This is a genomic window from Achromobacter sp. 1011791174, from assembly GCF_059760925.1.
Genome location: NZ_JCBANH010000046.1, coordinates 1 through 20,926, shown reverse-complemented (window position 1 = coordinate 20,926; position 20,926 = coordinate 1). Strand labels below are relative to the sequence as shown.

Here is a 20,926-nt window from a genome sequence, read left to right as displayed (position 1 = left end):
CTATGCTCCGTGTGAGTTTTGTGAAATAAATATGACCGGTCATCAAATCATCCTTCCCGTTTGATTAAGATCTCGGCTTTTGCCGTTGGACACCCGCCGCCATGCCGGAACAGGAACTGAAACTGCACGTGCCCGCGGCGTCTCGCCAAGCCGTACAGCGAGAGATCAAGCAGCGCGAAGCCACCCGCATCCGCCTGCATGCCATGTACTTCGATACGCCCGAGCGCGAGCTGGCGCGGGCGCGCATCGCGATCCGCCTGCGGCTGGAAGGCCGCGACTGGGTGCAGACGCTGAAGATGCCCGGCGCCGACGCCATCACCCGCATCGAAATGAATCACCCGCGGCCCGGTCCGGTGCTGGACCTGTCGGTCTATGCCGGCACCGATGTCGAAGCGCCGCTGGCGGCGATCAAGGGCGAGCTGGGCCTGCGCTACGAGACCGACGTGCTGCGCCTGCTGCGCCGGGTGCGCACGCGCCACGGCATGGTCGAGCTGGCCTATGACACTGGCATCCTGCGCGCCGGCACGCTGGAACTGCCCATATCCGAACTGGAATTCGAACTGGTGTCGGGCAAGCCGCGCGCCATCTTCGCCGCTGCCCGAGGCTGGCAACAGCGCCACGCGCTGGTGCTGGACCCGCGCAGCAAGTCCGAGCGCGGCGACGCGCTGGCGCAGCTGGCGCACAAACTGGCAGAGGTCGACGCCGCCGCCGGCGACGACCATCAGGCGCGCCGCGCCGAGGCCATCGCCCGGTTCTGGGCGCCGCGCAGCGCGGCCGCGATCAAGCTGCGCGAGGACATGAGCCCGCCGCAAGCCATGGGCGCCATCGCAGCCGAATGCCTGGACCAGATCGCGCGCAACGCCGCCGTGCTAGCCGAAGTGGACACCGAGGGCGTGTACCGCGCCGGCAATTCCGAACACGTGCACCAGCTGCGCGTGGGCGTGCGCCGCCTGCGTTCGGCCTGGAAGCTGTTCGATGGCTGGATCGCGCCGGTGCCCGACGCCATGCTGCAGCAGGCGCGCGCGCACTTCGCCGCCTTCGGCGCCAACCGCGACCAGGACGTGCTGAACGAAACCGTGGCGCCCGCGCTGGCCCGCGCCGGCATGCCGGTGATCCCCGTGGAATCGACCCCGCCCGAGGAAGACGCCCGGACCATCGCCGGCGGCAAGGCCTTCCAGGCCTGGCTGCTGGACCTGCTGGAATGGAGCCTGGACGTGCCGCCGCCAGCGGCCGCGCCGGACGGCCACGCGATCGCCAACGGCACGCCCACGGACGCCGCGCCCGAGCCGGCCATCCGCCTGGAAGGCGGCGTGCCCGGCGCGCTGGTGCAGCCCACCATCATCCCGCTGCAAGGCGCGGAGCCCGAAACGCCCAGGCTGCAAAAGCAGCTGGCGCGGCGGTTGCGCCGCTGGCACGGCAAGGTCGCCGACCAGGGCTTGCAGTTCGCTGCGCTGGGCATTCCCGCGCGCCACGAGCTGCGCAAGCGCGGCAAGCGGCTGCGCTACAGCCTGGCCTTCGCCGAATCGCTGCTGCCCGCCGCCAAGCTGCGCGGCTACCGCAAGCTGCTGTCGCGCGTGCAGGACATCCTGGGTGAGATCAACGACCTGGCCGTGGCCAAGGAACACTACGAGGCGTGTACGGCCACGCACCCGCAGGCCTGGTTCGCGCTGGGCTGGATCAGCGCGCGGCTGGAAGAGCTGGCGACGGAAGCGCAGCAGGCTTTCGACGATCTGGCGCACAGCAAGCCGTTCTGGAAGTAAGGCGGGCGCGGGTCCGCCGCCACACCGCGTCGCGGATGAAAAACGGGCGTCCTTCGCAGGACGCCCGTGGCGTTTCAAGGCGCGATCACGATCGTGATCAATCGGCCAGCAGCGCCCCGGCGAACTCGTCCGCCACGAAGGGCTGCAGGTCTTCCAGGCTTTCGCCCACGCCGATCCAGTACACCGGCACCGGGCGCACGCCCTGGCTGCCCGCGGCCACGGCGGCCAGCGTGCCACCCTTGGCGGTGCCGTCCAGCTTGGTCACGACCAGGCCGGTCAGGTTGATGGCGGCGTCGAAGGCACGGATCTGGGCCAGCGCGTTCTGGCCGGTATTGCCGTCGACCACCAGCAGTACCTCGTGCGGCGCGGCGGCGTCGGCCTTGCCGATGACCCGGCGGATCTTCTTCAGCTCTTCCATCAGGTGCAGCTGCGTGGGCAGGCGGCCCGCGGTGTCCACCATGACCACGTCAATGCCGCGCGCGCGGCCGGCATTGACCGCGTCGAAGGCCACGGCTGCCGGATCGCCGCCATCCTGCGCGATCACGGTGACGTTGTTGCGGCTGCCCCATTCGATCAGCTGCTCGCGCGCGGCGGCGCGGAACGTATCGCCCGCCGCCAGCAGCACGCTGGCGCCCTGGCGCTGGAAGGTGTGGGCCAGCTTGCCGATGGACGTCGTCTTGCCCGCGCCGTTGACGCCGGCGATCATCACCACCAGCGGCTTGGCGCCCTTGAGATTGAAGGGACGCTCCAGCGGGCGCAGATGCTCGGCCAGCAGCTGGCGCAGCGCCGCCTTGACCTTGGCGGGATCCTCGATGCGTTCCTTCTTCACGCGCGCGCGCAGCGCGGTGAGCAGCGTCTCGGTGGCCTCCAGCCCGGCATCGGCCATAATGAGCGCCGATTCCAGTTCCTCGAACAGGTTCTCGTCGACCTTCACGCCGACGAACAGGCCGCCGATGCTCTGGCCGGTGCGCGACAGGCCCTGCTTGAGCCGGCTCAGCCAGGATGCCTTCTTCGGCGCCTCTTGCGCCGGCGGCGCGGCCTCGGCGACCGGGGCCGGGACGGGCGGCGGCGCGACGGGCGCGACCGCCTGCTCGACGGCCGGAGCGATGATCGGAACAGCGACCGGAGCAACCGCCGGGGCAATTGCCGGGGCCTGGACCGCCGGCGCCTGCGCGGCGATGGGCGGTTCAATGGCGGCGTCAGGCGCCTTGCGCGCATCGGACACCGGAGCAGGCGCGGGCGTGGCCGGCACAGGCGCCGCGGCAGCGGGCAGCGACGGCGCGGGCGTGACGACCGGCGCGGCAGCGGGCGTGTGGGCGGCAGGCGTGTATGCGGCTGGCGCGGACGGCGCCACGGAAGCCGACGTTGCGGGCGCTACCGGCGACGCGACGGGCTGCGCGGCGGCGCTATGCTGCGTGGAAGCGGGCGCTGGAATGGCGGGCGCGACGGCCGTCTGGGCCGGCGCGGCGGGGATCGCGGGCGCCTGAGCGGCGTCCACGGCCTCCGGCGGCGGCGCGGGCTGGACCGGCGCGGCGGGCGGAGGGGTTTTTTTCTTGAAGAAGCGGCTGAACATGGGTAACAAGTATATTCGTATCGTTGGGGGCCAATATCGGCGCACCCCCATTGCCGTGCCCGACGTGGAGACGTTGCGCCCCACGCCCGACAGGGTGCGCGAGACGCTGTTCAACTGGCTCAATCACCTGTGGGGCGGCGAGTTCTCCGACAAGCAGGTGCTGGACCTGTTCGCCGGCAGCGGCGCGCTGGGCTTCGAGGCGGCCTCGCGCGGCGTGGCGCATGTGCAGATGGTCGAGCGCGACAGGACGGCGGCGTCCGCGCTGCGGACGCTGCGCGACAAGCTCAAGGCCGACATGATACGCATCCATGTGGGCGACGCGATGCAGGTCACGGAGCGGATGGATGCGTCCCGATTTGACCTGATCCTGCTCGATCCGCCCTTCGGACAGGGCTGGCTGCCGCGCCTGTGGCCGCTCTTGCCGGGCATCCTGACCGAAAACGGGCTGGTCTATGTCGAGGCCGAAACCCCCGTCGAACCGCCCCCGGGATTCCAGATCCTGCGCCAGGACAAGGCCGGCGCCGTCCACTACCATCTGCTGGAATTTGCTGCATTGCGCAAATAGATCAATAATCCGAGCTTCGGAGGATGGTGTACACCACTTATAACGGTACGGAGCTCGCATGATCATCGCTGTTTATCCCGGCACTTTCGACCCGCTGACCAGAGGACACGAAGACCTGGTCCGCCGCGCCGCCGCGCTTTTCGACAAAGTCGTGGTGGGCATCGCCCACAGCCGCAACAAGAAGCCCTTCTTCAGCATCGACGAGCGCGTCGAGATCGCGCGCGAAGTGCTCGGCCACTATCCCAACGTGGAAGTGCAGAGCTTCGGCGGCCTGCTCAAGGACTTCGTGCGCGACCAGGGCGGCCGCGTGATCGTGCGCGGCCTGCGCGCCGTGTCCGACTTCGAATATGAATTCCAGATGGCCGGCATGAACCGCCACCTGCTGCCGGACGTCGAGACGCTGTTCATGACGCCCTCGGACCAGTACCAGTTCATCTCGGGCACCATCGTGCGCGAAATCGCCCAGCTGGGCGGCGACGTCAGCAAGTTCGTGTTCCCCTCGGTCGAGCGCTGGCTGCAGGAAAAGGCCAAGGAACGGCGCGAGCAGTCCTGGCCGGGCTGAACGAACCCGTCCCCGTCATCTCCGGAAGGGCGCCCCAGCGGCGCCCTTTGCGTTGATACGCCCGTCGCCGGCATGGGCATGCCGGGGAGCCCGCGCGGCCCGGCGCTACAATGGGCCAGCCCCCAGCCAGACTCCGCCGCCCATCATGGCCCTGACCATCACCGAAGAATGCATCAATTGCGACGTTTGCGAGCCCCAGTGCCCGAACGACGCGATTTCCATGGGCGACGAGTATTACGTCATTGACCCCGACCGCTGCACCGAATGCGTCGGCCATCATGACGAGCCTCAGTGCAAGGTGGTCTGCCCGGTGGAGTGCATCGAGCTGCATCCGCAGTGGAACGAAGGCCAGGAGCAGCTCATGGCCAAGTACCGCCGCCTGACGGGTGCCGCATGAGCGGCGCCGCCCAGCCAGACTCCGTTCCCTCTCCCCGCCCCCACGCCCGCCGCGACATCTCGGCCTCGGCCATCGCCGCCGGCCTGGTCGCCGTGCTGGTGAGCTTCGGCGGCACCGCCGTGCTGATGGTGCAGGCAGGCCATGCGGCCGGCCTGAACGCCGCCCAGATCGGCTCGTGGATCGGCTCGCTCAGCCTGGTGCTGGGCGCCGGCGGCGCGGCCTACAGCCTGCGCACCGGCCTGCCCGTCGTCATGGCCTGGTCCACGCCCGGAGCGGCCTTGCTGGTGACCGCGCTGGCGGGCGTGCCCTTCAATGAAGCCGTGGGCGCCTTCGTGCTGGCCGCGGCGCTGACGCTGGCCTGTGGCCTGTTCGGCTGGATCGATCCCATCCTGCGCCGCATTCCCGGAGAAATCGCCGCGGCCATGCTGGCCGGCGTGCTGCTCAATTTCGGCATGGGCGTCTTCACCAGCCTGGGCAAGCAGCCCGCGCTGGTGCTGGCCATGTGCGCCGCCTACCTGCTGTGCCGGCGCTGGGCGCCGCGCTACGCCGTGCTGGTGGTGATGGGCGTGGCGGTGGCCGTGGCCGCCGCGCAGGGCCTCATCCAGACCGACCAGCTGAATCTGCACCTGACCGAATTCGTCTGGACCACGCCGGTCTTCAGCGCGCAGGCCGCCATCAGCCTGGGCATTCCGCTGTTCGTGGTGGCCATGGCCTCGCAGAACCTGCCGGGTCTGGCCATCCTGCAGGCCTCCGGCTATCGTCCGCCCGCGTCGCGCCTGGTCGCCGCCACCGGCGTCCTGGGGCTGCTGGCCGCGCCCTTTGGCGCGCACAGCGTCACGCTGGGCGCGATCAGCGCCGCCATCTGCACCGGCCCCGAGGCGCATCCCGATCCGTCCAAGCGCTACATCGCCGCCGCCACCTACGGCCTGTCGTACTTCGCGCTGAGCATCGTGGCCGGCGCCGTGGCCGTGTTCTTCCAGGCGCTGCCCGCGGCGCTGCTGGCCGCGCTGGCGGGCCTGGCGCTGCTGGGCACCATCATGGGCGGCATGGCCACCGCCATGGCCAATCCGGCGCGGCGCGAGGCCGCGCTGATCACGCTGCTGGCAACCGCCTCGGGCTTCAGTTTCTGGGGCATCGGTTCGGCCTTCTGGGGCCTGGTCGCGGGCCTGCTGGCCCACACCCTGTTTGAGTACAAGCAGCGCAAACCGGCCGTGTAAAACGTGCCGGCTTGCACGCGCCTCAAGCAGCGGGCCAGGCGGACACCGGCGTATCCGGATGCACTTTCATGATGCGGCAGGGCACCTGCACGAAGTTCGAGATCCAGGCCGCGGCCAGCTCGCCCTCGTCCACCACGTCGATGACCTGCTCGCCGACCCGCATGCTGTAGCGCACGCTGTCGTCGTCCTCGATCACGTCCAGCGGGATGTCCATGCGCAGCATGCCGGGCGCCTTCAGCACCAGGTAGCCCATGCGCAGCTCGACCGACACCTCGGCCAGGCGCGGGCACAGCTCGCGGTTGAGCCATTGCCCCGAATCGTTGGCCACCAGCCATTGCCGGTGATAGGGCGCGGCCTCGGGCTGCGCGGTCAGGCCGCACTCGGCGACGGGCTGATGCTGCGGCGCGTCGCTCATCGTCCCAGCAGGCCCTTGAGCGCCTTGTCCACGGCCGCGCCGCCCTTGCCCTTGCCTGTGACGGCGTCGCGCAGCTTGTTCTCCAGGCTGCGCTTGAGAATGCCGCCGATGGCTTCCTTCCACAGCACGGTATAGGACGGCTTGTCGAACGTGCCCCGGACGTGAACTGGAATGGTCACGTCCTTCAGGTCGATCAGTTCCTTGCCTTCCTCGCTGGCCGACGGATTGACGACGCGCGCGCGCGCCACCAAGTCCAGCTCGTTGCGGACGAAATCGATGGAAGCCGGCTCGCCCTGCGTCACGCGCAGCAGCGGCGAAACGAAGTTCAGGCGCTTGACGGCGGCGACGCCCTTGGTGAAGGCCAGGTCGGCGTCCATCTCGGAAAACTCGGTCTGCTTGCTGCTGTCGGCGGCCACGGTGTGGTCCTGCGCATCGGGCGAGATGACCGCCTTGAGCTCGCGCAACGTCTGGGTCAGGTTGATGCCCTTGACCGCGCCGTCGCGCAGGCGCAGCTGCAGCGTGCCGCCCAGTCCGCTCTTCATGGCGTAGGCGTTGGCGCCCGCGGTCTTCAGGTCCAGCGCCAGGCTGCCCGTGCCGCTGAGCACGTTCTTCTGCGCCAGGTCCATCAGCAGCGGCTCGATCGCGATGCCCGCCAGCGACAGCTTGGTGGCGATCTGATTGCCCTGCGCCGCATCCAGGCTCAAGGTGCCGGCCAGCTTGCCGCCGTACAGGCCGGCGGTCAGGCTGGATACGTCCAGCTTGCCCTTATCCAGCTTCGCCGTGGCGGCCACGTCGTCGGCCTTCAGGCCGCGCACCACCAGCTTGCCGATCTTGAGCGTGCCGTTGACGCTGGGACCGACCAGGGCCGACAGGTTGATGTTGTCGTCGGCGGCCGGCGCGGGGGCCGGCTGCGCGGGCTTGGATTCGTCCTTCTTGCCTTCGGCCGGCGCCTTGGCGGGCGCGGCCGCGGCCGGCGGCGCCAGCTTGTCCAGGTCCAGCGTGTCCACGGCCAGCGCGACATTGACCAACGGCGTGTCGCGCAGCTTGCTGATGTCGGCGCTCAGGTCGAACTTGCCGCCTTCGAGCACGGCGTTGATCTTGGTGCTGGCCAGGTCCTTGAGCAGATCCACGTTCAGGCTGCCGATGACCGGGATCTGCAGGCTGCCCTTGGGCAGGCCGGGATCGGTGATGTTGACGTCGCCGCGCAGCCCGGACAGGCCGCCGCTGCGCTGGAGCAGATTCAGCGACAGCGGCGAGGCGAAGTTCAGCTTGACGATGCGCTCGCCGCTCTTGGACGTGCTGTCCAGCTTGGCTTCCTTGATGTCCAGCTCGCCGGCGTTGCCGCTGATGCCGTTCAGGCCGAAGCTGGCGTCCAGGCCGCCCACGCGCACGCGGCCGGTCAGGGCCTCGCCGGTGGCCGACGCCGGGGAAATATTGAGCGCGGGCGCGTCAACAGCGAATTCAAACGGGCCGTCGGCCAGGCCGCCCTTGGCGCGCACGGCCAGCTTCTCGATCTGCAGCTGGCTCTTGTGCGGATCCATGGACAGCTTGGGCACGGCCACGCTGGCTTCGACATTGGTCGCGCGCGCGGCCGGATCGGTGATCTCGCCCTGGAACAGCACTTCCAGCGCGGACAGGTCCAACGCCGACTTCTGGCCGTTGAATGCCAGATTGCCGCGCATGGACAGGCTCTTGGCCTCGGCGCCGGGCAGCTTGCCATCGACCCGCAGATCCAGCTTCTGCGCGGCATAGCGCTTGGCCGAAGGATCGAGCGTCAGCAGCGCCTGACCGGTCAGGTTGGCGTCCACCCGCGGATTGCCGCCTTCGAGCTTGGCGGTCAGGCGCACGTCGAAAGGCTGATTGAAGGTGACGCGGCCGGTATTGGCGTTGATGCGCGTCACCGCCACGGCCATGCCCGAGATGGCGTCCTGCAACTGCACCTCGCCGTCCTTCAGGTCCAGGCCGGCGATATCGATCTGCATGTTGCTGCCCGACGACGGCAGGGTGCCGCTGGTGACGGCCTGCGCGGCGGTCTGGGCCGCGCCCGCGATGGCCTCGGCCGGATTGGCCGGCGCGGTCACCACCGGCGCGGCGCCGCCCACCAGGTTGCTGAAGTTGAACTGGCCGTCCTTGCCGCGGATCACGCGCGCCTTCAGGCCGCTGATGGCGACGTGGTCCACCACGAAGCTGTTGGACAGCAGCGGCCACACCGCCACCGCCAGGCGCGTGCTGTCGATCGACGCGAAGGTTTCCTTGCTGCCGGCCTCGGACAGCGACACGCCCTGCACGGCCAGGCCGATGCGCGGGAACAGCGAGAGCTCGATCTCGCCGTCGATGGTCAGGGTGCGGTCATAGCGTTCCTTGACAAGCTCTTCCAGCTTGTACTTGTACGCATTGGGATCGAATGTCAGCAAGAAGATGGCCAGGCCAACGACGGCCACGACAACCAACACTACCAGGCCTATCAATATGCGCTTGAACCACGTTTTCATTGCTGCCCCGTCGGTACCTCGACTGGAAATCCCTATGATGCCGCGCTGCCGCGCGGCGCTGGCGCTTCGCCGGCGGCCGGGCCGCGGGCGTTTTGAAATCCATTTGCCTTCGGCGGCAAATCCCCTCGCCGGCCAGATCCGCGGCGCGGCGCCGGAGAAGAAGCGTGCTTGAAGGAAAAGCCTGCGGAAAGCGCCGGCGACGCCGGCATGCAGATATCGCTATCGTAACAAATCGGAGACCGCGTGCCAGCGTCACACGCGCGTCTCGGCCATCGCGGCTAGTCCTCGATCAGTTGGTCCTGCGCCAACGGCGCGCGCGCCACGGGCGCCCAGGCGCTGGACAGGCAGGTCAGCACGCCGAATGCCGCCCCCACCAACGCAATCCGTATCGCCCACGACTTCATGTCCTGCTCCTTCCACCTCTTGGCGACAAGACTATAGGCAAGACACGGGGCTCAGTCTGCGGGAAGATTCTTAAAGCGAGGATCATCCTCAAGACAAGTTCAAACGCTCAGCCGTGCTCCAGCAGCATCACAGCAACGGTGTCGGGCGCCAGCGCCTCGAACACATGCGGCACGTCGGCCGCATGGCGGATGTAATCGCCCGGCGCCAGCTCCACCTCCTGCCCCAGCGGCCCGATCCGCGCGCGGCCGCTCGCCAGGATCACATGCTCGATCATGCCCGGGCCATGCGGCTTGGACAGCCGCGCTTCGCCGGGCTGCGCCCGCACCCGGTACACATCACGCTGCGCGCCCGCGGGGCAGGCGGCCAGCAGCGTGGCCGCATAGTTGCCCTGCTCGGACACGGCGGCAACGCCTTCGTGCGCGCGAATGACCTGCACCCTGGCCTGGGCCTCGCCGATCAGCCGGCTGACCTGCACATCCAGCGCCATCGCCAGCGCCCACAGCGTTTCCAGGCTGGGATTGCCCGTGCCCGACTCCAGCTGCGACAAGGTGGATTTGGCCAGCCCGGCGCGGCGGGCCAGTTCGGCAAGCGACATGCCGGCGCGTTCGCGCTCGCGGCGCAGCGCGGTCGCCAGCAGGCCGATGGGGGCCGGCGACGCGGCGTTGCTGGCTGCGAAATCCGCTCTGGGAGAAGGTTGCTGGCGCATGTTGCAGGTCCGATCCATGGCAGGCCCGCTTGTTTTTCGCGGACCCGAACGTTCGACTTGACGAACGATATTAAATATTTGTTCACTATATCAATCCATCGTTCGATATGAAAGGCCGGCGCCAGCCACGACGACTCATGCCCATCACCGACAACACCCGAGGCGCCCTGCAAATGACGGCCGCGATGATCATTTCCGGCACCGTCGGCTGGTTCGTGCTGGCGGCCGGCGTATCGCCGCGCGCCGCGGTGTTCTGGCGCTGCCTGTTCGGCGCGCTGGCCATGCTGGCCGTCTGCGGCTGGCTGGGGCAATTGCGGCCGGGCCTGCTGAGCCGCCGCCAGGCTGGCCTGTGCGTGCTGGGCGGCGTGGCGCTGGCGCTGAACTGGACGCTGCTGTTCGGCGCCTACGGCCACGCGTCCATCTCGGTCGCCACCATCGTCTATCACACGCAGCCCTTCATGCTGGTCGCGCTGGGCGCGTTGTGCTTCAAGGAGAAACCGGGCGCGCGCAAGCTCGCCTGCCTGGCGCTGGCCTTCGGTGGCTTGGCGGCCATCGTCGCGGGCCGGCCGGCAGCGGCTTTGCATGCGGGCGGCTCGTTCGCCACCGGCGTCGCGCTGGCCCTGGGCGCCGCGTTCTTCTACGCGATCGCCGCCATCATCGCCAAGGGCTTGAAGGGCGTGCCGCCGCATCTGATCGTGCTGATCCAGCTTCTCATCGGCGCGGCGCTGATGTCGCCCTCGGCCGCCCTGCCCGACCAGCCGAGCGCCTGGGGCCTGCTTGTCGCGATCGGCGTGGTCCACACCGGCCTGATGTCGACGCTGCTCTACAGCGCGCTGCAAAAGACCGCGACCAGCCTCATCGGCGTGCTGTCCTTCATCTACCCCATCGTCGCGATGCTGGTGGACGCGCTGGCGTTCGATCAGCGCATGAACGCCATCCAGATCGCCGGGGCGGCGCTGATCCTGTTGAGCGCCGCGGCGATGAACCGGCCGGCGCGCGCCAACGGTCCGGCCGAAGCCGGCGTTGACAGGTCGTCTTGATATTTAATATCATTCAATTAATTTATTGAATGAATGGCGCTTTCATATCCTGCCACGCGCCCCGAGACCATGACCATCGATTCCGATTTCCTCGTCCGCATCCTGCTGATCGGCGCCGGCGCCACGCTGGTCATGGACGCCTGGGCGCTGTTCATCAAGCGCTGCTTCAACATCCCCGGCCTGAACTACGCCATGGTAGGCCGCTGGATCGGCCATCTGCCGCGCGGACGGTTTATCCACCCGAACATCGGCAAGGCCGAACCGGTCGCGGCGGAAGCCGCCATCGGCTGGATCGCGCACTACGCCATCGGCGTCGTCTTCGCGGCCCTGCTGCTGCTCCTCGCCGGACCGCAATGGGCGCAGCACCCGACCTTCCTGCCCGCGCTGCTGGTCGGCATCGGCACGGTGGCCGCGCCCTTCTTCATCCTGCAGCCCGGCATGGGCGCGGGCATCGCCGCATCCAGGACGCCCAACCCGCCGGTAGCGCGGCTGCGCAGCCTGATGGCGCACGCGTCCTTCGGCGTCGGACTGTATCTGGCGGGACTGGCCTGCCGGGCGGCGCTGGCGTCCTGATCCGTCGCCCGTCACGCGCAACGCGACTGAACGCGCCCCGCCACTCCACGCGCGAATCCACAGGCCGCGCTTGCGAGTCTCATGCCGGCCCGCCAGCGCGGGCCGTCTTTACATTTCCCGAAAAGCCCCTAGAATCCAGCCACGCGCCGCTACCCGGGCGGCAGGACGCGGCCAAGCCGCAGGCACGGCTCCAGGGCCGCGCCCAGCGCCACCGCCCCCGCCCGCTGGCCACGCGGCGCGAACGGCCCGCGCGCCACGCCACGGCCTCTCCAGCGCTTCCAGCCGGATTGGCCTCCAGCAAGGCGCGCCCTCCCTCTTTTTCGACCCTCATGCAGATCTTGCACACCCTGGCCGGCTCCCATCTGGGCGGCATGGAATTCCGCGTCCTGGAACAGGCGCAGTGGCTCAAGGAGCAAGGACATGTCGTGGCCATCGCCGCGCCGCCCGGCAGCGAGACGCTGAAGGCGGCGCATGAGCGCTCGCTGGAAGCCGTGGGCATCGACTTCGAATCCGCTTACTCGCCGTCCACCGTGCTGGGGCTGCGCCGGCTGGTCAAGCGCCTGCGCATCGAGGTCATCGACGCCCACAGCCGCGCGGACGGCAAGACCAGCGCGCTGTGCCAGGACCTGTGCGCCGTCGTGCGCACCCGCCATTTCGCCAAGTACCTGCGCACCAGCCTGCGCAAACGCCTGGAATGGCGCGTCGGCTGCCATCACGTCATCGCCACCAGCGGCGAAGGCCGCAACGACATCGTGTCAGCCGGCTTCGCGCCGGCCGAGCGCGTCAGCGTGGTCGGCGAATGGGCCGACCAGCGTTTCTTCCTGGACGTGGACAAGGCCGCGCTGCGCCAGCGCATGCGCGCTGAACTCGGGCTGGACGCCGACGCCTTCGTGGTCGCCACCATCGGCATGCTGCGCCCGGAAAAGCGCCAGGACGACCTGCTGCGCGTGGTCCAGCAACTGCGCCAGCGCGCGATCCCCGCCATCGCGCTGGTGGTCGGCACGCCCACCGCCGAGAAGGCCGCCTTCGGCCCCCGGCTGCGCGCGCTGGCCGATGAACTGGGCATCGCGGCCCATACCGTGTTCGCCGGCCATCGCGGCGACATCGACCAGGTGATCCACGCCGCCGACGCGCTGCTGGTGCCCTCGTCCAACGAGGCCTGGTCGCGCGTCGTGCCCGAAGCCTTCGCCGCCGGTTGCCCGGTGGTGGTCAGCAATGTGGGCGGACTGCCCGAGATCGTGAAGCCGGACGCGACCGGCTGGCTGGCCGAGCCGGGCGACGTGGCCGGATTCACCGGGCACGTGGCCGGTATCTGGAGCGATCCCGCACGGGCTCGTCGGGTGGTGGAGCAGGCGCGCGTCTTCGCCGAAGACAACTTCCAGCTGGGGCGCAAGATGGATGAGACGCTGCGGGCGTATGAAGTGGCGATCAGGCGCAAGCGCGGGCGCTGAGGCGCGATGAGGCGCTATGAAAAAAAGCCGAGGCCCGCCAGATGGTGGGGCTCGGCTTTTGCCGCTGGGCGCATCCGTTCCGTGGGAAGCGGGTGCGCGGGCCGGGATCAGACGTTGAACAGGAAGTTCATCACATCGCCGTCCTGCACGATGTATTCCTTGCCTTCGGCGCGCATCTTGCCGGCTTCCTTGGCGCCCTGCTCGCCCTTGTAGGCGATGTAGTCCTCGTAGGCGATGGTCTGCGCGCGGATGAAGCCGCGCTCGAAGTCGGTATGGATCACGCCCGCGGCCTGGGGCGCGGTGGCGCCGATCGGCACGGTCCAGGCGCGCACTTCCTTCACGCCGGCGGTGAAGTACGTTTGCAGACCCAGCAGCTTGAAGGCGGCGCGGATCAGGCGGTTCAGGCCCGGCTCTTCCATGCCCATGTCGCTCAGGAAGGCCTGGCGGTCGGCGTCGTCCAGGTCGACGATCTCGGACTCGATGGCGGCGCAGATGGCGACCACGGGCGCGTTGCGCTTGGCGGCGAACTCGGTCAGGCGGTCCAGCAGCGGGTTATTGGTGAAACCGTCGTCGGCCACGTTGCCCACGTACATCGCGCGCTTGGCGGTGATGAAGCAGAGCTGGGCGATGTCCGCCTTTTCTTCGGTCGTCAGGTCCAGCGCGCGGATGGGCTTGGCTTCGTTCAGCTGGGCCACGCATTTTTCCAGCACGGCCACGATGCGCTGCGATTCCTTGTCGCCGGAACGCGCGGTCTTCTGGTGGCGTTGCAGGGCCTTCTCGGCGGTCTGCAGGTCGGCCAGCGCCAGCTCGGTCTCGATGACCTCGATGTCGGCGATGGGGTCGACCTTGCCGGCGACGTGGATCACGTTCGGGTCTTCAAAGCAGCGCACCACGTTGACGATGGCGTCGGTCTCGCGGATGTGCGAGAGGAACTGGTTGCCCAGGCCTTCGCCCTTGCTCGCGCCGGCCACCAGGCCGGCGATGTCCACGAACTCGACCGTGGCCGACAGGATGCGCTCGGGCTTGACGATCTCGGCCAGCTTCTGCAGGCGCGGATCCGGCACTTCCACGACGCCCACGTTGGGCTCGATGGTGCAGAACGGATAGTTCTCGGCGGCGATGCCGGCGCGGGTCAGAGCGTTGAAAAGCGTCGATTTGCCGACATTGGGCAGGCCGACGATGCCGCATTGCAGAGCCATGGGAATCCTATACGTATCAAGGCGCTATGCGCCCAATGTGAGTGCGGTACATCTTGCCGCCCCGCGCGGGGATGGCGGGAGGCCGCGGGCACTGGCGCGCAAGGCGCGGAGCCGGCGGACTTGCCGGGCGCTTGGTCGCACATGTCCGGAAAAGGCGCATTTTAACCGTTTTGCGCGACTGGGCGCAGGCCGGAAAACCGGAGGTGACCACGGGGGTCATGCATGCACCACCTGAATCCTGGACAGGACTGTGTCCCTCAGAATCCACGGAAGTCCGGCACGGCCTGCTTCCATTTGTCTTCTATCTTGCACAGCTCTTCCCAGATTGCCTCGAACACCACGCTGCCCATAGGCGCAAGACCGTGAGCCAGGGCATTGCGGCCGATGTACATGCCCAACAATCGATTTAGCCGCCTGCCTGCGTAGCTATTGGCGCCAACAACCTGGATCCAGCGATTGAGGATTGTCGATATCTTGAGATGACCCTTCCCTGACACCCAGGAAAAGCCGTGATGCTGCGATCTCTGTCCAGAAATCCGCCATTGCACATCCCGGCGAATCGCCTCCTCGCATGCCGCCATCAAGGCAAGGGAAGCGAACAGCTCGTGCTCACCTAAGCGCGCGTGAAGGTAGTCTTTCCACTCTGCTTGCGTCATGCCAAACGTGGCATCGTCCGTGATGGCGCTGATGCCATCGGGACGTCTTGGCGCGGAGATGCCCCGCCGCAGGCACAGCAAACCGTCCTTCGTGGAGTAGTACCAATGGCGCGCCCTGGCAATGTCGGGAAACATGCCGGCGCCTCAGTCCAGCAGATCTGCGAAGATCTGCCCCAAGCCAGCAGCATCCAACGGATAGGAACCCGCCGTTCCTGTCGCCGGAAACACTCGCCATGCCCATTCCCTTGCATCGGCGGCCATATGATCGTCGGACTCCCTATCTTCGTCAGCGTCGAGCGCGATCAGCCTGATCTGCTTGAGCGCGTGACGGGATTGCACATCGACACGGCCGTAGCCGCCTATGATCACGGTGGCCCTGGGATTGAAATCCACCCAAAGCCCGGTGGGAAGCCGGACCGACAATGACGGAGCCTCGTAGTGCCCGAGGCTTTCTTCATGCAGCTTGACGGAAGGCTGCTCGAACGCATCCGGCCCCAATCCCGCCGCCTCCAGTTGATGGCCAATCCAGCCGAAAAGCAGAGCCAGCTCGCTCACCCACCGTTCGCGGCGCCTGGTCCAGCCGACCTGCGCCTGCGTGGCCGCGAGCATCTTCTGGCTTTCGATGAAGCGCTTCAGGTCGGTCATGATCCCGGCATCTCTGATGGACATTGCTGATGGTTCCCCGCCCGGCAATCTATCGCGTGGCATTGTCGTGAGCGAACAAGCGCGAACTCGATCTTGTCGTGATGGCGCCGCCCGCAGGGAATCGAAGTCGCATGCACTCGGGCCAAAGAGGCAGTGTAGAGAACACTGTGCCCGGTGACGTCGAAAGAGTGTCGGATTTGTCGCCAGACTTGGGCGGAAACCGAAAAGAGCAGGCCGGATGCGGCCCCAGCCATAGCGTCCGCCCTACGCCGCCGCCCCAGGCACCCAGCGCATCACCGCCCAGATCAGCACGATCGGCCCCGCGTTGAAAACGGCGTGCAACGCGATGGCCGCGCCGATACCCCTACGCACCCGCATCCAGCCCAGCGCCAGACCCGTGAGCCATTGCGGCAGCACCAGCAAGGGCAGCAGCCAGTACGGCGTCTTGCTGAAGACGAAATTGCTCAGGTGCACGGCGGCGAAGGTCAGCGTGGCCAGATGGAACACCAGACCGAAGTGCTTCAGGTAATAGCGACGCCAGGTCGTATCCCAGCCTTGCAGCGGCTGCGCGCGCCGGATCAGCGCCCAGACGACCAGCAACAGGAACGCGGCCAGCAGCAGCCCGGTCCAGATGCGCGGCCCCCACAGCACCACGGGCACCAGCGCCGGGCACAGCCACAGCGCCTGCCTGGGCCGTCGCAGGCCATAGCGGAACAGCATTTCCTCGACCAGCGGCGCCCAGATGATGGCGGTCAGCCAGGGGATGTTGGTGGGATCCAGCCTATGCGTGGCCCCCGCGAGTCCGGCGGCGGCGACCGCCACCGGCCCCAGCGCGAACAGGTTCACGCACCACAGCAGCAGCGCCCAGGCCAGCAGCCGGCCGGGACGCACGCCCGGCCAGAAATCACGCCACACGCCGCCGCCCGGTCCACGCCCCGTCAACCGCGCCGCGTTCGGCCGGCGGATGAAGCGCCAGAAATCGACCAGTTCATCGCGGAAACGCAGTTTGCGGGACGCTGGGACGGCAGGCTGGTCGGACATGGGCATTTCAACGATTCAAGGCGCGGGCTCATCGACCGCGGCGGACGGCCACAATCCCGTTAGGCATCGTTGCCGCTGTGAAGTTGCCGCGTCGCCAGCGGAAAATCGCCGGCCAGCATCGCCGGCACCACGGCGCGGCAGCGGTCGATGACGGCCTCGATCGCCGTCTGCTCTTCGCGGCGCGGCGGGTGCAGGACGAAGTCCGCGACCTGCTGCGCCAGCCCCAGCGTGCGCGGATGGCCGATGCCGATGCGCAGGCGCCAGAAGTTGGGGCTGCCCAGCGCCGCCTGGATGTCCTTCAGGCCGTTGTGGCCGGCGTGCCCGCCGCCCTGCTTGAGTTTCACCTGGCCGGGCATAAGGTCCAGCTCGTCATGCAGCACCAGCACGGCCTCGGGCGCGAGCTTGTAGAAGCGTGCCAGCGCGCCGACCGCCTGGCCGGAACGGTTCATGTAGGTGTTGGGCTTGAGCAGCAGCACGTTGTCCGCGCCCAGCCGGGCCTTGGCGACCATGCCGAAGAACGACTTCTCCAGCGCGAAGGACGCGCGCAGATCATCGGCCAGGTGATCGGCCAGCCAGAAGCCGGCGTTGTGCCGGGTGGTTTCGTAGTCGGGGCCCGGATTGCCCAGCCCGACGATGAGGCGTATGGGAGTAGACATGATGGGGGTGTTTAAACCAAAAAACCCTGCGCATGCAAATGCACGCGCAGGGTTTCGGCGTCAGCCTTGCGCAAGCCCGAGGGCTCGCGGCCTGGCTTAGGCGGCCGGAGCGGCTTCGGCGGCGTCGTCAGCGGCGGCAGCGCCGCCCTTGACCACGGCAGCGGCCAGCAGCGGGTTCGGCTCGCCACCGTGCGGGACGTAGGTCACGCCCTTGGGCAGCTTGATGTCGGCCAGGTGGACCGACGCGCCGGGCAGCAGGTCCTTCAGGTCGATTTCGATGAACTGCGGCAGGGCGGCCGGCAGGCAGGTGATTTCCAGCTCGGTCAGCACGTGGCTGATGATCGCGCCGCTCAGCTTGACGGCCGGCGAGACTTCAGCGTTCAGGAAGTGCAGCGGCACCTTGGTGTGCAGGGCCTGGTTGGCGTCCACGCGCTGGAAGTCCACGTGCAGGACTTGCGGCTTGTAGGCGTGCCATTGAACCGAACGCAGCAGGACTTGCTCTTCCTTGGCCGCGCCTTCCAGCGCCATTTGCAGGATGGAAGCGTGGAACTCTTCCTTGCGCAGGGCGTGGTAGATCTCGTTGTGGTCGAGTTCGATGTTCAGGGGGGCAGCCGTACCGCCATAAACGATGGCGGGAACGCGGCCCGCGCGGCGCAGGCGGCGGCTCGCACTCGAACCCTGGACGCTACGCGCAGTGGCATTGAATTTCATGGAAAACTCCAAAAGCAAAAAATGGCGAAACGGGTTCGCCGGTTGTGTTCACGGCGCACAAGATGCGCGCCGTGTTTTTCGCGTCCTGCCGCGACCAGCAAGACGCAAATCCGGATAATGCCGACGGGCCTCAGTCGACGAACAGCGAGCTGACCGATTCGGCGTTCGAGATACGCAGGATGGTCTCGCCCAGCAGCGCCGCGCAGGACAGCTGGCGGATCTTGCCGCTGGCCTGGCCTTCTTCGGACAGCGGGATGGTGTCGGTGACGACCAGCTCGTCCAGGGCCGAGCCCTCGATGCGCTCGATCGCGCCGCCCGACAGCACGGGGTGCGTGCAATACGCGTAGACGGCGCCGGCGCCGCGGTCCTTCAGGGCCTGGGCCGCCTTGCACAGCGTGCCGGCGGTGTCGACCATGTCGTCCATGATGATGCAGGTGCGGCCGTCGACTTCACCGATGATGTTCATCACTTCCGACACGTTGGCGCGCGGACGACGCTTGTCGATGATGGCCAGGTCTGCTTCGAGCTGCTTGGCCAGCGCGCGGGCCCGCACCACGCCACCGATGTCCGGGGACACGACGACCAGGTTCGAGAAGTTGCGGCGCCAGATGTCGCCCAGCAGGATCGGGCCCGCGTAGATGTTGTCCACGGGGATGTCGAAGAAGCCCTGGATCTGGTCGGCGTGCAGGTCCATCGTCAGGACCCGGTCCACGCCGGCCACTTGCAGCATGTTGGCCACGACCTTGGCCGAGATCGCGACGCGCGCCGAGCGCGGGCGACGGTCCTGGCGGGCGTAGCCGAAATAGGGAATGGCGGCGGTGATGCGACCGGCCGAGGCGCGGCGCAGGGCATCGACCATCACCATGATTTCCATCAGGTTGTCGTTGGTGGGCGCACAGGTGGGCTGCAGGACGAAGACGTCCTTGCCGCGCACGTTCTCGTTGATCTCGACCATCACCTCGCCGTCCGAGAAGCGACCCACGGTCATCTTGCCCAGGGACATGTCGAGGTGGTTGACTACGTCCACGGCCAGCCGAGTATTGGCGGTGCCCGTGAAGATCATGAAACTATCGTTTGCCATGATGGATGATGCGATGGTCGTTTGAAACAGACGCGAACGGGGTGAGGCGGGGTGATGCGAGGTGTTGCGCTACAGCAGAACCTGACCGGAAAACAAAAAAGCTGCTGAACCGGGGCCAGTGTCTGACAGGCGTGTTCAACAGCTTTTTTATGTATTCGGCTGGCTGGGGAGGAAGGATTCGAACCTTCGCATGCCGGAATCAAAATCCGGTGCCTTAACCAGCTTGGCGACTCCCCAACTATCTTGCAATCCAATCCCGCAGTGGGTGTTCAGCTAATCCGGCGCAAGCCTGAACCAACCGAAACCGTGGATGAGCGGTTTGCTGAAAACTATTTATTTTAACAGCGCCGCGCATTGTAGCGGTAATTTCCGTTTTCGCCAAAACGGCCTCGGAAAGCTTGGAGTATTCGGCGAACAAACACGCACCAGACCCCGACATACGAACATGTATTCCATGTTCAGTAAGCCACCGCGATGCCCTGAGAACCTCAGGATAAAGACGGTAAACCACCGGCTCCAGATCATTCCTGCCAAAAAATTCGAAGCTGGCGGGCCTGGCGTTTAGACCAGATCCCGCTTCGCTTTCAGTGCAATTTTCGGCGCAGAAAGTAGGCGAAGCAAGAAAGTCCGCTATTGTGATCGAAGAAGTATCCCTTGTCAAATCCTCTGCGGAAAAAATTCCAACAGTCGGCACGCTGGCATCCGGCTGGGCCACCAGATAGGCGCGCTCGGGCAGCGCCACCGCGCTGAGATCCTCGCCCACGCCCTGGGCAAAGGCCGATTGCCCGAACACGAACACGGGCACGTCCGCGCCCAGCGGCAGCGCCAGGTCCATCAGCTCGCGCCGGCTGAGATTCGTGCCCCACAGACGATTCAGCGCGATCAGCGTGGAGGCCGCGTCGCTGGAGCCGCCGCCCAGGCCACCGCCCTGCGGGATGCGCTTTTCCAGGCTGATCTGCGCCCCCTGGCGCGTGCCGGTGGCGCGTTGCAGCGCGCGCGCGGCGCGCACCGTCAGGTCCTGGTCCTCGGGCACGCCGGGCAGGTCGGTGGCGCGGCTGATGACGCCGTCGGCGCGCGTCTCGACATGCAGCGTGTCGCAGAGGTCGATGAAGCGGAACACAGTCTGCAGCAGGTGGTAGCCGTCGGCGCGCCGCCCCACGACATGCAGGAACAGGTTGAGCTTGGCGGGCGCGGGTACGTCGTAGAGAGTCACGGGAATCGGCCGGAACGGATGCGATTCCCGGATTTTAGCCAGCGCGCTCAGGCCAGCTGCGGCGTGGCGCCGGACGCGCCCTGCAATGGCGCGGCCTGCGCCTCGATCACCTGCCCGCCGGGCAGCTTGAACACCGACACCGCGTCCGCAAGCTGGCGCGCCTGCTCCTCCAGCGCGCCGGCCGCGGCGGCGGCCTGTTCCACCAGCGCCGCGTTCTGCTGCGTCACATTGTCCATCTGCGCGACGGCGCGGTTGACCTGATCGATCCCGCTGGACTGCTCTTCGGACGCGGCCGAGATCTCGCCCATCAGGCTGGTGACGCGCTGCACGGAATCCTCGATCTCGCGCATGGTGGCGCCGGCCCGCTCGACCTGGGCCGAGCCCACGCCGACCTTCTGCGTGGAGTCCTCGATCAATTGCTTGATCTCCTTGGCCGCCGCGGCGCTGCGCTGGGCGAGCGTGCGCACCTCGCTCGCGACCACGGCGAAGCCCTTGCCCTGCTCGCCCGCGCGCGCCGCTTCCACGGCCGCGTTCAGCGCCAGGATGTTGGTCTGGAAGGCAATGCCGT

22 protein-coding genes and 1 tRNA gene are annotated in these 20,926 nt (G+C 67.5%); 8 read left to right on the top strand and 15 right to left on the bottom strand.

Annotated elements, in window-relative coordinates; genetic code table 11:
- Nucleotides 1–101 precede the first annotated feature (101 nt).
- Nucleotides 102–1,760, top strand: a complete 1,659-nt coding sequence (locus tag AC6LJ5_RS16920) for a CYTH and CHAD domain-containing protein (protein WP_498141088.1) — start codon at nt 102–104, stop codon at nt 1,758–1,760.
- A 97-nt stretch (nt 1,761–1,857) separates the two neighbouring features.
- Here AC6LJ5_RS16920 and ftsY read toward each other — a convergent pair whose 3' ends face one another.
- The gene (gene ftsY / locus AC6LJ5_RS16915) at nt 1,858–2,952 is read right to left on the bottom strand and encodes a signal recognition particle-docking protein FtsY (RefSeq protein WP_498141100.1); all 1,095 of its coding nucleotides are present in this window, start codon (nt 2,950–2,952) and stop codon (nt 1,858–1,860) included.
- 379 nt (nt 2,953–3,331) lie between these two features.
- Here ftsY and rsmD point away from each other — a divergent pair, with 379 nt between their 5' ends.
- The 4 genes from rsmD to AC6LJ5_RS16895 all read left to right on the top strand — a co-directional run bounded on the left by rsmD (nt 3,332) and on the right by AC6LJ5_RS16895 (nt 6,074).
- On the top strand, nt 3,332–3,898 hold the full coding sequence (rsmD, locus tag AC6LJ5_RS16910; protein WP_103271060.1) for a 16S rRNA (guanine(966)-N(2))-methyltransferase RsmD: 567 nt from the start codon (nt 3,332–3,334) through the stop codon (nt 3,896–3,898).
- Between the two features lie 58 nt (nt 3,899–3,956).
- Nucleotides 3,957–4,460, top strand: coding sequence for a pantetheine-phosphate adenylyltransferase (gene coaD / locus AC6LJ5_RS16905; protein WP_103271061.1), 504 nt, complete (start codon nt 3,957–3,959; stop codon nt 4,458–4,460).
- A 145-nt stretch (nt 4,461–4,605) separates the two neighbouring features.
- The gene (locus AC6LJ5_RS16900) at nt 4,606–4,857 is read left to right on the top strand and encodes a YfhL family 4Fe-4S dicluster ferredoxin (protein WP_103271062.1); all 252 of its coding nucleotides are present in this window, start codon (nt 4,606–4,608) and stop codon (nt 4,855–4,857) included.
- Nucleotides 4,854–6,074, top strand: coding sequence for a benzoate/H(+) symporter BenE family transporter (locus AC6LJ5_RS16895; protein ID WP_392410025.1), 1,221 nt, complete (start codon nt 4,854–4,856; stop codon nt 6,072–6,074). The genes AC6LJ5_RS16900 and AC6LJ5_RS16895 overlap by 4 nt, the downstream gene beginning before the upstream one ends.
- 22 nt (nt 6,075–6,096) lie before the next feature.
- Here AC6LJ5_RS16895 and AC6LJ5_RS16890 read toward each other — a convergent pair whose 3' ends face one another.
- The 4 genes from AC6LJ5_RS16890 to AC6LJ5_RS16875 form a co-directional block, all read right to left on the bottom strand.
- Nucleotides 6,097–6,489 (bottom strand): MOSC N-terminal beta barrel domain-containing protein, encoded by a 393-nt coding sequence (locus tag AC6LJ5_RS16890; RefSeq protein WP_103271064.1) that lies wholly within the window; start codon nt 6,487–6,489, stop codon nt 6,097–6,099.
- Nucleotides 6,486–8,981, bottom strand: coding sequence for an AsmA family protein (locus AC6LJ5_RS16885; protein ID WP_498141087.1), 2,496 nt, complete (start codon nt 8,979–8,981; stop codon nt 6,486–6,488). The genes AC6LJ5_RS16890 and AC6LJ5_RS16885 overlap by 4 nt, the downstream gene beginning before the upstream one ends.
- Before the next feature lie 278 nt (nt 8,982–9,259).
- Nucleotides 9,260–9,385, bottom strand: coding sequence for a hypothetical protein (locus tag AC6LJ5_RS16880; protein WP_498141086.1), 126 nt, complete (start codon nt 9,383–9,385; stop codon nt 9,260–9,262).
- Nucleotides 9,386–9,492: 107 nt separating this feature from the next.
- The gene (locus AC6LJ5_RS16875; RefSeq protein WP_498141085.1) at nt 9,493–10,092 is read right to left on the bottom strand and encodes a helix-turn-helix domain-containing protein; all 600 of its coding nucleotides are present in this window, start codon (nt 10,090–10,092) and stop codon (nt 9,493–9,495) included.
- Between the two features lie 137 nt (nt 10,093–10,229).
- On the opposite strand from AC6LJ5_RS16875, the gene AC6LJ5_RS16870 reads away from it, so the two are divergent.
- The 3 genes from AC6LJ5_RS16870 (at nt 10,230) to AC6LJ5_RS16860 (ending at nt 13,156) form a co-directional block, all read left to right on the top strand.
- Nucleotides 10,230–11,132: a DMT family transporter gene (locus AC6LJ5_RS16870; protein ID WP_498141084.1), complete on the top strand. Its 903-nt coding sequence runs from the start codon at nt 10,230–10,232 to the stop codon at nt 11,130–11,132.
- A 69-nt stretch (nt 11,133–11,201) separates the two neighbouring features.
- Nucleotides 11,202–11,705, top strand: a complete 504-nt coding sequence (locus AC6LJ5_RS16865; protein WP_498141083.1) for a DUF2938 domain-containing protein — start codon at nt 11,202–11,204, stop codon at nt 11,703–11,705.
- A gap of 329 nt (nt 11,706–12,034) precedes the next feature.
- Complete coding sequence (locus tag AC6LJ5_RS16860) at nt 12,035–13,156, top strand: glycosyltransferase family 4 protein (protein WP_498141082.1); 1,122 nt, start codon at nt 12,035–12,037, stop codon at nt 13,154–13,156.
- Nucleotides 13,157–13,263: 107 nt separating this feature from the next.
- On the opposite strand, the gene ychF is transcribed toward AC6LJ5_RS16860, so the two are convergent.
- The 10 genes from ychF to AC6LJ5_RS16810 form a co-directional block, all read right to left on the bottom strand.
- Entirely contained in the window at nt 13,264–14,355 is a 1,092-nt protein-coding gene (gene ychF / locus AC6LJ5_RS16855) for a redox-regulated ATPase YchF (RefSeq protein WP_212314181.1), read from the bottom strand.
- 257 nt (nt 14,356–14,612) lie between these two features.
- On the bottom strand, nt 14,613–15,146 hold the full coding sequence (locus AC6LJ5_RS16850; RefSeq protein WP_498141081.1) for a hypothetical protein: 534 nt from the start codon (nt 15,144–15,146) through the stop codon (nt 14,613–14,615).
- A 9-nt stretch (nt 15,147–15,155) separates the two neighbouring features.
- Nucleotides 15,156–15,656, bottom strand: coding sequence for a hypothetical protein (locus AC6LJ5_RS16845; RefSeq protein ID WP_498141080.1), 501 nt, complete (start codon nt 15,654–15,656; stop codon nt 15,156–15,158).
- 264 nt (nt 15,657–15,920) lie between these two features.
- A complete protein-coding gene (locus AC6LJ5_RS16840) occupies nt 15,921–16,703 on the bottom strand; it encodes a CPBP family glutamic-type intramembrane protease (protein ID WP_498141079.1) in 783 nt (260 codons plus the stop codon).
- Between the two features lie 53 nt (nt 16,704–16,756).
- Complete coding sequence (gene pth / locus AC6LJ5_RS16835) at nt 16,757–17,353, bottom strand: aminoacyl-tRNA hydrolase (protein ID WP_103271073.1); 597 nt, start codon at nt 17,351–17,353, stop codon at nt 16,757–16,759.
- A gap of 96 nt (nt 17,354–17,449) precedes the next feature.
- On the bottom strand, nt 17,450–18,064 hold the full coding sequence (locus tag AC6LJ5_RS16830; RefSeq protein ID WP_103271074.1) for a 50S ribosomal protein L25/general stress protein Ctc: 615 nt from the start codon (nt 18,062–18,064) through the stop codon (nt 17,450–17,452).
- Nucleotides 18,065–18,194: 130 nt separating this feature from the next.
- On the bottom strand, nt 18,195–19,145 hold the full coding sequence (locus AC6LJ5_RS16825; RefSeq protein WP_199770925.1) for a ribose-phosphate pyrophosphokinase: 951 nt from the start codon (nt 19,143–19,145) through the stop codon (nt 18,195–18,197).
- Between the two features lie 160 nt (nt 19,146–19,305).
- Nucleotides 19,306–19,382: transfer RNA gene (locus AC6LJ5_RS16820), tRNA-Gln, on the bottom strand.
- 1 nt (nt 19,383) lies between these two features.
- The gene (gene ispE / locus AC6LJ5_RS16815) at nt 19,384–20,358 is read right to left on the bottom strand and encodes a 4-(cytidine 5'-diphospho)-2-C-methyl-D-erythritol kinase (RefSeq protein ID WP_498141078.1); all 975 of its coding nucleotides are present in this window, start codon (nt 20,356–20,358) and stop codon (nt 19,384–19,386) included.
- 47 nt (nt 20,359–20,405) lie between these two features.
- Nucleotides 20,406–20,926 (bottom strand): methyl-accepting chemotaxis protein (locus tag AC6LJ5_RS16810; protein ID WP_498141077.1); only part of this gene is annotated, 521 nt, incomplete at its 5' end.

Coding starts and splice junctions, on each gene's coding strand:
- AC6LJ5_RS16920 (WP_498141088.1), top strand. CDS start 102: ATGCCGGAACAGGAACTGAAACTGCACGTGCCCGCGGCGTCTCGCCAA.
- rsmD (WP_103271060.1), top strand. CDS start 3,332: ATGGGTAACAAGTATATTCGTATCGTTGGGGGCCAATATCGGCGCACC.
- coaD (WP_103271061.1), top strand. CDS start 3,957: ATGATCATCGCTGTTTATCCCGGCACTTTCGACCCGCTGACCAGAGGA.
- AC6LJ5_RS16900 (WP_103271062.1), top strand. CDS start 4,606: ATGGCCCTGACCATCACCGAAGAATGCATCAATTGCGACGTTTGCGAG.
- AC6LJ5_RS16895 (WP_392410025.1), top strand. CDS start 4,854: ATGAGCGGCGCCGCCCAGCCAGACTCCGTTCCCTCTCCCCGCCCCCAC.
- AC6LJ5_RS16890 (WP_103271064.1), bottom strand. CDS start 6,489: ATGAGCGACGCGCCGCAGCATCAGCCCGTCGCCGAGTGCGGCCTGACC.
- AC6LJ5_RS16885 (WP_498141087.1), bottom strand. CDS start 8,981: ATGAAAACGTGGTTCAAGCGCATATTGATAGGCCTGGTAGTGTTGGTT.
- AC6LJ5_RS16880 (WP_498141086.1), bottom strand. CDS start 9,385: ATGAAGTCGTGGGCGATACGGATTGCGTTGGTGGGGGCGGCATTCGGC.
- AC6LJ5_RS16875 (WP_498141085.1), bottom strand. CDS start 10,092: ATGCGCCAGCAACCTTCTCCCAGAGCGGATTTCGCAGCCAGCAACGCC.
- AC6LJ5_RS16870 (WP_498141084.1), top strand. CDS start 10,230: ATGCCCATCACCGACAACACCCGAGGCGCCCTGCAAATGACGGCCGCG.
- AC6LJ5_RS16865 (WP_498141083.1), top strand. CDS start 11,202: ATGACCATCGATTCCGATTTCCTCGTCCGCATCCTGCTGATCGGCGCC.
- AC6LJ5_RS16860 (WP_498141082.1), top strand. CDS start 12,035: ATGCAGATCTTGCACACCCTGGCCGGCTCCCATCTGGGCGGCATGGAA.
- ychF (WP_212314181.1), bottom strand. CDS start 14,355: ATGGCTCTGCAATGCGGCATCGTCGGCCTGCCCAATGTCGGCAAATCG.
- AC6LJ5_RS16850 (WP_498141081.1), bottom strand. CDS start 15,146: ATGTTTCCCGACATTGCCAGGGCGCGCCATTGGTACTACTCCACGAAG.
- AC6LJ5_RS16845 (WP_498141080.1), bottom strand. CDS start 15,656: ATGACCGACCTGAAGCGCTTCATCGAAAGCCAGAAGATGCTCGCGGCC.
- AC6LJ5_RS16840 (WP_498141079.1), bottom strand. CDS start 16,703: ATGCCCATGTCCGACCAGCCTGCCGTCCCAGCGTCCCGCAAACTGCGT.
- pth (WP_103271073.1), bottom strand. CDS start 17,353: ATGTCTACTCCCATACGCCTCATCGTCGGGCTGGGCAATCCGGGCCCC.
- AC6LJ5_RS16830 (WP_103271074.1), bottom strand. CDS start 18,064: ATGAAATTCAATGCCACTGCGCGTAGCGTCCAGGGTTCGAGTGCGAGC.
- AC6LJ5_RS16825 (WP_199770925.1), bottom strand. CDS start 19,145: ATGGCAAACGATAGTTTCATGATCTTCACGGGCACCGCCAATACTCGG.